General features: G+C 68.0%; 14 protein-coding genes. 9 read left to right on the top strand and 5 right to left on the bottom strand.

Features of this window, described 5'->3' with window-relative positions:
* From IEY60_RS06650 to IEY60_RS06685, 8 genes are all read left to right on the top strand, one after another.
* Complete coding sequence (locus tag IEY60_RS06650; RefSeq protein ID WP_189025140.1) at nucleotides 1–423, top strand: VOC family protein; 423 nt, start codon at nucleotides 1–3, stop codon at nucleotides 421–423.
* A 45-nt stretch (nucleotides 424–468) separates the two neighbouring features.
* Nucleotides 469–1,275: an ABC transporter permease gene (locus tag IEY60_RS06655; RefSeq protein ID WP_189025142.1), complete on the top strand. Its 807-nt coding sequence runs from the start codon at nucleotides 469–471 to the stop codon at nucleotides 1,273–1,275.
* Nucleotides 1,276–1,372: 97 nt separating this feature from the next.
* Nucleotides 1,373–2,119, top strand: coding sequence for an ABC transporter ATP-binding protein (locus IEY60_RS06660; RefSeq protein WP_189025144.1), 747 nt, complete (start codon nucleotides 1,373–1,375; stop codon nucleotides 2,117–2,119).
* A gap of 26 nt (nucleotides 2,120–2,145) precedes the next feature.
* Nucleotides 2,146–3,141, top strand: coding sequence for an ABC transporter substrate-binding protein (locus IEY60_RS06665; protein ID WP_189025146.1), 996 nt, complete (start codon nucleotides 2,146–2,148; stop codon nucleotides 3,139–3,141).
* A gap of 157 nt (nucleotides 3,142–3,298) precedes the next feature.
* A complete protein-coding gene (locus IEY60_RS06670) occupies nucleotides 3,299–4,819 on the top strand; it encodes an MFS transporter (RefSeq protein ID WP_229739618.1) in 1,521 nt (506 codons plus the stop codon).
* Between the two features lie 79 nt (nucleotides 4,820–4,898).
* The gene (locus IEY60_RS06675) at nucleotides 4,899–5,330 is read left to right on the top strand and encodes an SRPBCC domain-containing protein (protein WP_189025154.1); all 432 of its coding nucleotides are present in this window, start codon (nucleotides 4,899–4,901) and stop codon (nucleotides 5,328–5,330) included.
* Nucleotides 5,320–5,649: an ArsR/SmtB family transcription factor gene (locus tag IEY60_RS06680; protein ID WP_189025156.1), complete on the top strand. Its 330-nt coding sequence runs from the start codon at nucleotides 5,320–5,322 to the stop codon at nucleotides 5,647–5,649. The genes IEY60_RS06675 and IEY60_RS06680 overlap by 11 nt, the downstream gene beginning before the upstream one ends.
* Nucleotides 5,650–5,665: 16 nt before the next feature.
* Complete coding sequence (locus IEY60_RS06685; RefSeq protein ID WP_189025158.1) at nucleotides 5,666–6,178, top strand: SRPBCC family protein; 513 nt, start codon at nucleotides 5,666–5,668, stop codon at nucleotides 6,176–6,178.
* Here the strand turns inward: IEY60_RS06685 and IEY60_RS06690 are convergent, their stop codons facing one another.
* The 5 genes from IEY60_RS06690 to IEY60_RS06710 form a co-directional block, all read right to left on the bottom strand.
* Nucleotides 6,179–6,973: a thioesterase family protein gene (locus IEY60_RS06690; protein WP_189025160.1), complete on the bottom strand. Its 795-nt coding sequence runs from the start codon at nucleotides 6,971–6,973 to the stop codon at nucleotides 6,179–6,181.
* An 89-nt stretch (nucleotides 6,974–7,062) separates the two neighbouring features.
* Nucleotides 7,063–8,088: a linear amide C-N hydrolase gene (locus IEY60_RS06695; protein WP_189025162.1), complete on the bottom strand. Its 1,026-nt coding sequence runs from the start codon at nucleotides 8,086–8,088 to the stop codon at nucleotides 7,063–7,065.
* A 92-nt stretch (nucleotides 8,089–8,180) separates the two neighbouring features.
* Nucleotides 8,181–8,393 carry a hypothetical protein gene (locus IEY60_RS06700; protein ID WP_189025164.1) on the bottom strand — a complete coding sequence of 71 codons (213 nt, stop codon included), beginning with the start codon at nucleotides 8,391–8,393 and terminating at the stop codon, nucleotides 8,181–8,183.
* A gap of 80 nt (nucleotides 8,394–8,473) precedes the next feature.
* Nucleotides 8,474–10,126: a phosphomethylpyrimidine synthase ThiC gene (gene thiC / locus IEY60_RS06705; protein WP_189025166.1), complete on the bottom strand. Its 1,653-nt coding sequence runs from the start codon at nucleotides 10,124–10,126 to the stop codon at nucleotides 8,474–8,476.
* A 196-nt stretch (nucleotides 10,127–10,322) separates the two neighbouring features.
* A complete protein-coding gene (locus tag IEY60_RS06710) occupies nucleotides 10,323–12,587 on the bottom strand; it encodes an MMPL family transporter (RefSeq protein WP_189025168.1) in 2,265 nt (754 codons plus the stop codon).
* 83 nt (nucleotides 12,588–12,670) lie between these two features.
* Here IEY60_RS06710 and IEY60_RS06715 point away from each other — a divergent pair, with 83 nt between their 5' ends.
* Complete coding sequence (locus IEY60_RS06715; protein ID WP_189025170.1) at nucleotides 12,671–12,853, top strand: hypothetical protein; 183 nt, start codon at nucleotides 12,671–12,673, stop codon at nucleotides 12,851–12,853.
* Nucleotides 12,854–12,940: the final 87 nt, after the last annotated feature.

The raw sequence follows: 12,940 nt of genomic DNA on the forward strand, positions 1-12,940 counted from the left end.
GTGAACTGGACCTTGGAAGTGGTGATCGTCCCGGTGTCCGATATCGATCGGGCCAAGGATTTCTACGCGAATCGACTCGGCTTCGTCGTCGACCACGACACCGTGATCTCCGACGATGTGCGCATCGTGCAACTCACCCCGCCCGGCTCCGGCTGCTCGATCGTCATCGGCAAGGGCGCGGTGCCGGAGATGCCGGCCGGGTCGCTGAAGGGTTTGCAGCTGGTGGTGCCCGATATCGAGCAGGCGCACGCCGAATTGGTGGCCCGCGGCGTCGAGGTCACCGATGTGCAATCGCTGGGGCAGAACCCGTCGCCGACACCGCATCCGCTCGACAATGTCGGCTTCGTCTTCTTCAGCGATCCCGACGGCAACGGCTGGGCCGTCCAGCAGATCTCCAGCCGAGCCGACAAATCCTCGAGCTGATTCGAACCCTGTCGGCGGACCGGTCCCGGCGGGCACCATGCACGAATGCTGTTGGCGAGCCCCACCGAAACCGACGAGCGACGGACCCCGCTGTACCGTCGCCCAGGCTTCCTGCGCGCGCTCTCGCCGATCGTGCTGCTGCTCGTCTGGCAGATCGGCAGCACCAGCGGCTGGATCCCGGCCAAGAAGCTGCCCGCGCCGTCGGTCGTCCTCGACGCGGGACTGGAGACCTTCCGGTCCGGCCAGCTCGGGGAGGCGCTGCTGGTCTCCGGCCAGCGCGCGCTGTACGGCTTCGTGCTCGGCGCGGCGCTCGCGCTGGTCCTCGGCGTCCTGGCCGGCCTGAGCAAGATCGGTGAGTACGCGGTCGACCCGCCGTTGCAGATGATCCGCACCATCCCGCTGTTCGGCCTGATCCCGCTGTTCATCATCTGGTTCGGCATCGGCGAGGAACCGAAGGTCTACCTGATCGCGCTCGGCGTGTTCTTCCCGCTGTACCTCAACACTTTCGCGGGAATCCGCCAGCTCGACCCCAAACTGCTCGAGCTCGGCAGCGCCCTGCGCCTGGGACTTGGCGAGCGACTGCGGCTGCTGATCCTGCCCGGCGCGCTGCCGCAGATCCTGGTCGGCGTGCGGCAGAGCCTCGGCATCGCCTGGCTCTCGCTCATCGTGGCCGAACAGATCAACGCCAGCGCGGGTCTGGGTTTCGTCGTCAACAATGCCCGCGAATTTCTGCGCACCGACATCGTCGTGTTCGGCCTGGTGATCTACAGCCTGCTCGGCCTGTTCACCGACTCGATCGTCCGCCTCCTCGAACGCCGCGCCCTGCGCTGGCGACCGGCGGTGCACCGCTGATGTCCGTCGTCCCCACCACCGCCGACCTCCGGACCCACCCACTCCCGGTTGTCGGCAGTCCGGCCATCCGCCGCCGCTCGATCGCGAGGTTCACATCATGACCGCTGCTGCCGCCACTCCTATCGCCTCGCGGTCGGCCCGCACGGCCGCCGCGCGAATCACCGGTCTGAGCAAGCGATTCGGTGAGCGCACCGTGCTCGACGGTATCGATCTCGAGATCGGCGCTGGGGAGATCGTCGCGCTGGTCGGGCGCAGTGGGTCGGGCAAGTCGACCCTGTTGCGCATTCTCGGTGGGCTCGATTCCGCCAGTCGCGGTGAGGTTTCCGTCGATGGCAGGCCGACGATCGTGTTCCAGGAGCCGCGGCTCATTCCGTGGCAGCCGGTGGTGCGCAACGTCGCCCTCGGCAGGCCCAAGCCGCGCAATCGCCGCGCCGACGAGCGGGCCGCGCGCGACCTGCTCGCCGAGGTCGGCCTCGCCGGTCGCGCGGATGCGTGGCCGCTGACGCTGTCCGGCGGCGAGGCGCAGCGCGCGGCACTGGCACGCGCGCTGGTGGCCGAGCCGACGCTGCTGCTGCTCGACGAACCCTTCGGCGCCCTCGACGCGCTGACCCGCCTGACCATGCACGAACTACTGCTCGGCCTGCACGCCCAGCGCGCGTTCGGCGTGCTGCTGGTGACCCACGATGTGCTCGAGGCGATCACCCTCGCCGACCGCGTCCTCGTCCTGGACGAGGGGCGCATCGCCGCCGACGTGCCCATCGACCTGCCGCGTCCGCGCACCGCGGGCTCCCCGGAAATCGCCGACTACGCCACGCAGCTGCTCACGCTGCTCGGCGTCCACTGACCACCCGAAGCACGAAAGTTGTTCCCGTGAAACGCACTCCGAAGACCCGCCTGGCCGGGCTCGCCCTCGCCGTCGTCGCCGCGCTCTCGCTGAGCGCCTGCGGTGACGACGCGGCCACCGACGCCGCGCCGTCGGGGCCCGTCGACCTGAGCACGGTGACGCTGAAAGTCGGTGACCAGAAGGCGATCTCGATCGAGGTGCTGCTCAAGGCGTCGGGCCAGCTGGAGAACCTGCCCTACAAGATCGAGTTCTCCAGCTTCACCGCGGGCCTGCCGCTGGTCGAGGCGGCCAGCGCCGGTGGCATCGACATCGCCCAGACCCGCAACACCCCGGTCATCTTCGGCGCGGCGGCCGATGCCGACATCAAGATCGTCGGCGCACTCTCGGCCACCGGCAAGGGCGACGCGATCCTGGTCGGCAAGGACTCGGCGATCGGCTCGGTCGCCGCGCTGAAGGGCAAGAAGGTCGCCGTCTACAAGGGCAGCTCGGCCAACGCGAATCTCCTTCTGCAACTCCAGAAGTCGGGCCTGTCGCTCGGCGACATCGAGCCGGTCTACCTGGCTCCCGCCGACGGCTACACCGCGCTCACCCGCGGCGACGTCGACGCCTGGGCGACGTGGGACCCCTACACCGCCATCGCCGAGAAGGAGATCGGCGCGAAGTCGATCGCCACCGCCGATCACGCCGCCAACGGCTACAACTTCTGGGTCGCGGGCAACAAGGCCGTCGACGACGCGGGTAAGTCGGCCGCCATCGCCGACTTCTTCCAGCGCTACGCCGCAGCCACCAAGTGGTCGTCGGACAATCTCGACACCTGGTCGACCAGGTACGCCGAACTCACCCAGATCAGCGTCGACGCCTCCCGCACCACCTGGACCCGCTCGATCAAGGAACCGATCAAGCTCACCGACCAGGTGATCGCCTCCGAACAGGAGATCGCCGACGCCTTCACCAAGGCCAAGGCCATCCCGGGCAAGGTCGACTTCGAGTCCTTCGTCGACACCAGGTTCGACAAGGCCTAGTACTTTCCCGCTCCCACAGGCCGGCCCGGTGCCTCGTCACCGCACCGGCCTGTGGTCGTGCCGGACCTGCCGCGGGCATTACCCGGTGGGCGGGGTCGCACTCGGTAGCTTGTCGATAACGGACGTCGACGGCCGAGTAGCCGGTGAGGTGGCCAGCGTGAGCGAAACACAGGAGAAGACCTACGGCGCGATCCGGTGGGTGATGCTCGGAGTGCTGTGCGCCAGCCTGTTGCTGGTGGCGATGGACGCCACGATTCTCAATGTGGCGCTGCCGTCGCTGATCGACGACCTGCAGGTCGGGCCGCTCGAGCAGCTGTGGATCATCGACATCTACGGTCTGGTGCTCGGCGGGCTGCTCATCACCACCGGCGCGCTGGGCGATCGGGTCGGCCGAAAGTTGTTGTTCATCAGCGGTTTCGTGCTCTTCGGCATCGCCTCGGTGATCGCGGCGACCGCGGGCAGCGCGGCCCAGCTGATCGGCGGCCGCGTGCTGCTCGGCATCGGTGGCGCGATGGTGATGCCGTCGACCCTCTCGCTGATCCGCAATATCTTCACCGACGTGCGCGAGCGGACCATGGCCATCGGGATCTGGGCGGCGGTGGCAGGCGTCGGCGCTACGGTCGGGCCGATCGTCGGTGGGTTTCTGGTCGAGCATTTCGGGTGGTCGTCGGCGTTCTGGCTGAACGTGCCGGTGGTGCTGGTGACGGTGGTGGTCGGGCTGTGGGTGCTGCCGGAATATCGTGCGCCGCAGGCGGGCAGCCTGGACTGGTTCGCCGCGGGGCTCTCGATCGCGGGCATCGTCTGCCTGGCCTGGGGGATCAAGCACCTCGCGAAAGGCGAAGCGAGCGTTGTCGACTGGGCGATCCTGCTGGTCGGTATCGGCGCGCTGGCGTGGTTCACCCGACGTCAGCTCACCGCCGCCGACCCGCTGCTGGACGTGCGTTTATTCCGCAACGGCGCGTTCACCGCGGCCGCCGTGGCGACCCTGCTGGCCATGATGGCCATCGGCGCGGCGATGTTCCTGATCTCGCTGTGGTTGCAGTACGTCCACGGGTACAGCCCGTCGCAGGCCGGTATCCGGATGCTGCCCGCCGCGCTCACTCTGCTCACCGCCTCGCTGCTGACCCCGATGCTGATGGACAAGTTCGGTGTCCGCACCGTACTCGGCGTCGGCCTCGGCGCGGTGGCGCTGGGCTTCCTGGTGCTCGCGGTGAGCCAGGAACCGACGACCTATCCGGTGATCGCGCTGGTCCTGGTGTCCTTCGGGCTCGGTGACGGCATGGCGGTGACCGCGGCGGCCGCCGTCCTCGTCGGCGTTGTCCCCGCCGACCGCGCTGGCCAGGCCGGCGCGGTGGAGGAGACCAACTACGAGGTCGGCGTCGGGTTCGGTGTCGCACTGCTCGGCAGTCTGCACGCCAGGATCTTCAGCCAGCACATGGCCAACGTGCCGGTTCCCGCCGACAAGGTGGATCAAGCGACCGGATCGGTGGGCGGTGCGGCCGAGGTGGCCACGGAACTCCCCGAACCAGCCCGCACCCAGCTGGTGGGCGCCGCGAGCCACGCCTTCGATACCGCCCTCACCACCACCGCTTACCTCTCCGCCGCGGTGGTAGGGGTCGTCACCGTCGTCACGGTCTGGCTGGTGCCCAAAGGCTTTCGCGTTACCGGAGGCCACTGAGTCCAGCGACATCTTGACGCAACCGATTGGTTGCAATAGTCTGGGTTGCAACCAATCAGTTGCTATAGATGGAGGCGTCATGGGATTCCCTGATCAGATCGTGCGGACCGTCGAGCTCGCGCATCCGCCCGCCAAGGTCTGGGCGGCGATCACCACCGCAGAGGGGCTGGCGAGCTGGTTCGGCAATACCGCGGAGATCGACCTGCGGCCCGGCGGGGATATGCGGATGACCTGGAACGAGGGGTTCGCGGCGGACATGCGGGTGGAGCGGGTCGAGGAGCCGACCGTGTTCGGCTACACCTGGCCGATCAACGGCCTGCCCGACGAAGACCCGCGCCGCACCTATGTCGAGTTCACCCTCGAACCGGTCGGGGCGGGCACCCGGCTGACCGTCGTCGAGACCGGGTTCGCCCAGCTGCCCGACGACCTCCACAAGGAGGCGTTCGAGGGCAATGTCGGTGGCTGGAAGAGCGAGCTGGGCGAGCTCGTCGAGTACCTCGATGCGGCCTGAGCTGGAGGCCACCGCCGAACGGGTCTTCGTCGCGCTGGCCGATCCGAGCAGGCGGTCGGTGCTGGCCGCACTCGCCGCACACGGACCGTCCACCGCGACCGACCTCGCCGATCGCCTGCCGATCACGCGGCAGGCGATCGCGAAACACCTTGCCCTGCTGGCCGATGCGGGGTTGGTGATCCCGGAACCGGGCGAGCGGCGTCGCGTGCGCTATCGCCTGGACTCCGCGCCGATGCAAGTGGCACAACAATTTCTGGCTGCCCTCTCGCGCGACTGGGACGGCCCTCTCGACGCACTCCGCCGCCACCTCGACGGCTGAGCCGGAAGGAAACGCAATGAGTACCGACGATTTCACCGCGACCATCACCGTGGACAAGACACCCGACGAGGTGTTCGCCGCCGTCAACAATGTCTGGGGCTGGTGGTCGGAGACCATCGAGGGCGCCACCGGTTCGGTCGGCGACAGCTACCGCTTCGAGGTGCCCGGCATCCATCGCTGCACGATGACCACCACCGAATCCGTCCCCGGCCGCCGCCTGGTCTGGCACGTGAGCGACTCGCACCTCGCGTTCGTCGAGGACACCACCGAGTGGGAGAACACCGACGTCGTCTTCGACATCACCGAAACCGCCAACGGTACTGAAGTCCGTTTCACCCATGAGGGTTTGGTGCCCGCCGGCGAATGCTACGAGGTGTGCTCCAACGCGTGGGGCGCCTACATCACCACGAGCCTGCGCGGCCTGCTCACCACCGGCGAAGGCGATCCGTTCCGGCGCACCAGCACCGGAGAGTCGGAGCTACGCAAACACGGCAATACCGACCTCGTGAACCTGGACGCCCTGCGCTGATCAGTCGCGCGGCGCGATGAGCAGTGTCTGCGTGCTGCGCCCGATCGGCCCGGTCTCGTCGAACAACGCGGATTCGGCGAGGCCGATGCCGTGCGGCTGCGGATGGGTCACCGCGTCCAGGCACACCCACTCGTCGACCGGCTGCCGGTGCAGGGTGACGGTGAGGTCGGTATTGATGAACAGGTACTTCGACCAGTCGAGTACCGAGCTCACGCCGTTGCCCGAGTCGGCGGCGGCCAGCGTCCGCTCCAGGGGGCTCGGTGTGGTGCCCGCGACGATCGGATACTTCAACCGGATCCAGCAGACCGCAGGCCCCGGCCGCCCGAAAGAGCCGGAGGCGAAACGGTATTCGATACCGGTGTGGAAACCGATCCGCTGATCGGAGGGGAACACCTCGGGTTCCGTCGCCGTCGGCAGCGGACGCGTACCACTCGGCAGGAATTCGACCGGCAGATCGAGCGCGGGCTCACTGAGCTTGAGCCGCCACGCATTGGCCTGCATCACCGGCCCACGCTCCGACGACAACGTCGCCTGGATCAGCTCCACGCTCCGCCCCGACCGCACCACTTCGGCGGTCGCCGTCAACGGCGCCAGCGGTACGGGCCCGAGGATCTCCACCGCGACCCGCCCGACCTGGAACCCCGCCCGCGGCTCGCACCGCTCGATCACGTGCCCGAGCAGCGCCGAGGGCGGCCCCGCGTGCTGCGCGTCCGGCGACCACGGGCCGCGAGTGAGCTCGGTCGACTCGAACCGGTTCGGATCCGCCGGGTCGGGGAGATAGAACGCATCGGCCATATCGCCGACGCTACCGCAGGGGATTCGCGGCTACTCGCCGCCTCCGAGCAGTCACCCCTACGAAAGGGAAAGTTCGGCGGTGACGTCGGTCAGGGCGACGGTGTCACGTCGACGAACCAGGCCGCTCCGGTGTCGATGTGGGCCACGCCCGCCTGATCGAAGTCCAGTTTCGCCAAGTCGACCACGCACCAGACGGGGCTGTCGTAGTACCGGACGAAATAGCGGCGGTTGTCGGCGGCGAGACCGGTGATCGTCGACCATTCGGTGTATTCGATCGAATCGGGCCCGCTCTCACCGGAACGCACGAGACCTTTGGGGATGTCGAAACTGTCGAGGATGTGGGCGGCCACGATCGCGGAGCCGGTCGCGTCCGGGGCGGGTTCGGCGGCCTGGCTGAGCGTGACCGCGCGGACGAAACGGGACGGCGGAGTGAAATCGCCCGGCAGGCCGAGCATTCCGCTGCCCTGACCCAGCGCGCTCACGTCGTATCCCGACAACGGCAGGTCGGGGACATTGACGGCGGAGAGATTGACGTAGTTGCCGGTGTTGAGCAGATGCCACTCGAACGGCGGTGAATTCGTCAGGACGGAGAGCGGATTGTCGTGGAGCTGGAGTTCACCGTCGATGTATTCGGCGACCAGCGAATTGCCGCCCGCGTCGTGCAGTGTGTAGTGCAGATCGATGGGCTGGCCGGTGCTGGGATCGGGCTGGCCCCAGACCAGCACCCGCTCCAACGCGGCCGCCGCCTCGCTCGCCGACGCGCAGGTGGACAGGAGATAGTTGCCGACATCGTGGATCTGCGACATCGACTCGGATTCGCGTCCGACGGGCACCGATTGGTATTCGGTGAAATGGGGCAGATACAGCGCGCCGAAATACAGACCGGCTTCGTTCACCCCGTCGAGCAGGCATTCCCGGCCGAACAGATTCATGCCGACCGTGCCGTAGGCGCCGCGCCAGGAGTATCCGGGAACGGTCGGGTCCGGGCTCTTGGCCTGGTAGGACATTCCCCGCGGGAAAACGATCAACCGTGACTCGAGATCGAACGCGAATTCCATGGTTCGCCCGGCGGTGACCGAGCCGTCCTCGGCCGTGACGGTGAAGGAAGTGCACATGCAGTGATCCTTTCCGGTCGGTTCAGAAAGGCTGCCAGAGTGTGCTCTGTGCCGGGATCATGCTATCCGCGGAGGGCGCAGACGGCGGGAGGCTAGGCGGAGCCGCTGGTCACCAAGGTGAGCAGGTCGAGCAGCGGGCGGATGGGGCAGGGGTTGATATCGGTCGACGTGCAGCCGAGGGAGGCCGAACCGGAATCGGCGACCGGCAGCGGCGAGGCCGCCTGCGCGGTACCGAGCGGCGCGGCGAGAGACAGAGCGGCGGCAGCGACGGCCCCGGCGAAAATACGTTTCGTGCGTGCAGACATGCCAGCACCCTACTGATCGCCCGGAGTAGCGAAAGCCCCCGAAATCCAGGGGTGGACTTCGGGGGCTCGGGCGCGGTCGGTCAGGAGACGACCGGCAGGTACACCTGGCTGCCGTGGTCGGCGAACTCGGCCGACTTCTCGGCCATGCCCGCCTCGATGGCGGCGACGTCGGTGAGGCCCTGCTTCTCGGCGTACTCGCGCACGTCGGCGGAGATGCGCATGGAGCAGAACTTCGGGCCGCACATGGAGCAGAAGTGCGCGGTCTTGGCGGGCTCGGCCGGCAGGGTCTCGTCGTGGTATTCGCGGGCGGTGTCCGGGTCGAGCGAGAGCGCGAACTGGTCGTGCCAGCGGAATTCGAAACGGGCCTTGGACAATTCGTTGTCGCGGTCCTGGGCGTGCGGGTGGCCCTTGGCGAGGTCGGCGGCGTGGGCGGCGATCTTGTAGGTGATCACGCCGACCTTGACGTCGTCGCGGTTGGGCAGGCCGAGGTGCTCCTTGGGGGTGACGTAGCAGAGCATCGCGGTACCGGCCTGGGCGATGATCGCGGCGCCGATGGCCGAGGTGATGTGGTCGTAGGCCGGCGCGATATCGGTGGCGAGCGGGCCGAGGGTGTAGAAGGGCGCCTCTTCGCAGAGCTCTTCTTCCAGCCGAACGTTCTCGACGATCTTGTGCATCGGCACGTGGCCGGGGCCCTCGATCATCACCTGCACGCCATAGGATTTCGCGATCTTGGTGAGCTCGCCGAGGGTGCGCAGTTCGGCGAACTGGGCCTCGTCGTTGGCGTCGGCGATCGAGCCGGGGCGCAGGCCGTCGCCGAGGGAGAAGGTGACGTCGTACTTGGCGAGGATCTCGCACAGTTCACGGAAGTGCGTGTACAGGAACGATTCCTGGTGGTGCGCCAAACACCATGCGGCCATGATGGATCCACCGCGCGAGACGATGCCGGTGACGCGCTTGGCGGTGAGCGGGATGTAGCGCAGCAGCACGCCCGCGTGCACGGTCATGTAGTCCACGCCCTGCTCGCACTGCTCGATCACGGTGTCGCGGTACATCTCCCAGGTGAGCTTGGTGGGATCACCGTTCACCTTCTCCAGCGCCTGGTAGATCGGCACCGTGCCGATCGGGACGGGGGAGTTGCGCAGGATCCACTCGCGGGTCTCGTGGATGTTCTTGCCGGTCGACAGGTCCATGATGGTGTCGGCGCCCCAGCGCGAGGCCCACACCATCTTCTCGACCTCTTCGGCGATCGACGACGACACCGCCGAGTTGCCGATATTGGCGTTGATCTTGACCAGGAACTTCTTGCCGATGATGGTCGGCTCCAGCTCCGGGTGCTTGTGGTTGGCCGGGATCACCGCGCGACCGGCGGCGACCTCGTCACGCACCAGCTCCGGCGAGACGCCCTCGCGGGCGGCGATGAAGCGCATCTCCGGGGTGATGATGCCCTGGCGCGCCCAGGCGAGCTGGGTGGGCGGGCCGTCGACGGTTGGCTTGTCCCACTCGTCGCGCAGCTTCGGCAGACCGGCCTCGAGGTCGATCACCGCGTTGTCGTCGGTGTACGGGCCGGAGGTGTCGAAGACGTCGAAATGGTCGCCGTTGGTGAGGTTGATCCGGCGCACCGGAATGCGCAGGCCGTCGACCTCTTTGTAGTGCTTGACGCTGCCCTGGATCGGCCCGGTGGTGACGGTGTCGACCGGAGCGGCGCTCCCGTTCGAAGGCGTGGCTGTGCCCATGCTGCTTCCTCCCTACGCCGGCATTACCCGGTCAGGTTCATACGGTCGACGGCCCTGAGCGCCCGATGCGAATGGGCTAGCCGTCCTCTCAGCCCGCTGGTGCGAGCCCCCGTTGGCGTGTGAAATTTTCGAGGCCGACGATACCTGCCGTGGTTCGCGACCCGCCCGGGAAGTCCGTCGACGGGCCGCGAACAGCTCAGACCGAGACCGGTGCGGGGACGGGCTGCTCGACCTTGCCGGTCTCCGGCTCGTCCGCCTCGTGCAGCCCGAACCTGTTGTGCAGCTTGACCAATGGCTTGGGCGACCACCAGTTCCAGGTGCCCATCATCCGCATCAGCGCGGGCGCGAGCAGCCCGCGGATGACGGTGGCGTCGCTGATCACGGCCAGCGCGCAGCCGAGGCCGAACAGCTTCATCATCGACACACCGGAGGTCGCCACGCCGAGGAACACGATGCTCATCAGCAGCGCGGCGGCGGTGAAGATGCGGCCGGTGCGGGCCACGCCCATGGCGACGGCCTCGGTATTGCCCTCGGTCGTCTTGGGTCCGGCCAGCCATTCCTCGCGGATCCGCGAGAGCAGGAACACCTCGTAGTCCATCGAGGCGCCGAAGGCCAGGCTGAACATCAGGATGGGCATGGCCAGGTTGAGCGTGCCGGTGGAGGTGAAACCGAGCAGCCCCGCCAGGTTCCCCTCCTGGAAGATCCACACCATCGCGCCGAACGTCGCCGCCAGCGACAGGATGTTGAGCGCCAGTGCCTTCACCGGCAGCACCACACTGCCGGTGAACAGGAACAGCAGCACCAGCGTGGTGAGCGCGATCAGCGCGCCCGCCAGCGGCAGCTTGCCGGTGATCGCGGAGACGGAGTCCTGGTTGAGCGCGGCCGGACCGGTGACCAGGGCATCGGACGGAGCCGGGACAGCGCGCACCGCGTCGAGCTGGGTGCGGCCCGCGTCGGCGTAGGGGTCGAGCGTGGTCGCGACCGACAGGTATGCGCCCGCCGCCGGGTCCGACATCTCCGGCACGCCCGCGGCCACCCGCAGCCCGTTGCGGTAGACGGCGGCGCTGCTCAGGACGGCAGGCACATCGGGCACCTTGGACAGCTCGCGGGCGTAGGCATCCAGGTCGGCGGGGGTACCGCGGAACTCGGGCAGCACGATCGTCGCGCTCGACGCCATGTCGGCGTCGAACTCGGTGCGCAGCACGTCACCGACCTCGCGACTGGCCACCCCGGTGGGCAGCGAGCGGTCGTCGGGGTAGCCGAACTGGACGCCGAGGAACGGCGAGCCGAGCAGCAGCAGGAACGCGGTGGTCGCCAGCGCGATCGGCAGCGGCCGTTTCATCACCGCGGTGACCAGGCGGTACCAGAACGTCTGTTGCGGCTGCTTCTCCGCGCGCGGCGCCAGCCGGAACAGCTTGCGCAGCGGAGCGCGCAGGTCGACCGCGTCGATCCGGTCGCCGACCAGGATGAGCAGCGCGGGCAGCACGATCACGGCCGCGGCGGTGGCGGCCGCGACAACCGCGATGCCCGCGTAGGCGAACGACTTGAAGAAGTACTGCGGGAACACCAGCAGCGCCGACAGCGACAGCGCAACGACCAGCGCCGAGTAGACCACCGTCCGCCCCGCGGTGCGGATCGACCGGATCACGGCGTCGGTGGGGGTGGCGCCCGCGGTCAGTTCCTCGCGGTAGCGGCTGACGATGAACAGGCTGTAGTCGATCGCCAGCGCGAGGCCGAGCGCGGTGGTCATGTTCAGCGCGAAGATCGACACATCGGTGACCGAGGTCAGCACCCGCAGGATGCCCAGCGCCGCCGCGATGGCGAACAGGCCGATCGCGATGGGCAGCGCGGCGGCGACGAGGCTGCCGAACACCAGCGCCAGCAGCAGGCCGGTCACCGGGATGGCGATGGCCTCGGCGATCACCAGATCCTTGCTGATCTGGGTGTTGATATCGGAGAACGAAGCGGCGAGACCGCCCGCCTCGATCGTCACCGGCCTGCCCGCGACCTGCACTTCCTCGCTGAGCTTGCTCGCGCGCAGCGGCAGCTCGGCGTCGTCGCCCTCGATGCTGGCCAGGATCAGCGCCCGCTTGCCGTCCTCGCTGCGCAGGGCCTGCTTCAGATCGGGGCGTGAGGTCCAGTACGACTGCACGCCGCTGACGATGTCGGGATCTTTGCGCAGCTGGGCGATCGCGGTCTCGGCGGCGGCGCGCGCCGCGGGCGAATCGGCGCCGTCCTCGGCGGTCACGAGCAGGACGTAGTTGGGCTCGGAGCCGGGGAAGTGCTCGCTCAGGTACTGGCTCGCCCGCACCGAATCGAGATCCTCGGTGACGAATCCCCCAGATTTCATGTGCGAGTGCACGGTGGCGCCGATCGCGCCACACAGGATCATCAGCAACAGGGCGACTGCGACCACCAGTCGTGGTCGGCCCACGGCGGCGCGGGCGATTCTCGTCAACATCGTCGGGGCTCTCTGTTCGGGAACGTCGAACGCCACCGTATCCCGCAACCAATTCCGCTAGATACCACCTCTAGGTGGAGGTTGTGGGGTACCCTCTCCGCCCCTGGGTGGATGCCGCGACCGATACCGCCGCCGGTTACGGCGTGGACGAACCGCTGAACAGGAGCGAGAAGAAGTTCTGGATCTGCTCCGAGGAACCAGGTGCGACGCAGGGCACGGGATATGGCCCGCACTCCGCTGCCGCCGGCGCGGCCAACGGCAGCTGAACGAGACCGATGAGGGCGAGACCTGCCACGGTGGCGATGGTGGATTTCATGGACGTACCTCCGGGATGCGATGTTCGGACGCGGTCA

Source organism: Nocardia rhizosphaerihabitans (assembly GCF_014646295.1).
Lineage (GTDB): Bacteria > Actinomycetota > Actinomycetes > Mycobacteriales > Mycobacteriaceae > Nocardia > Nocardia rhizosphaerihabitans.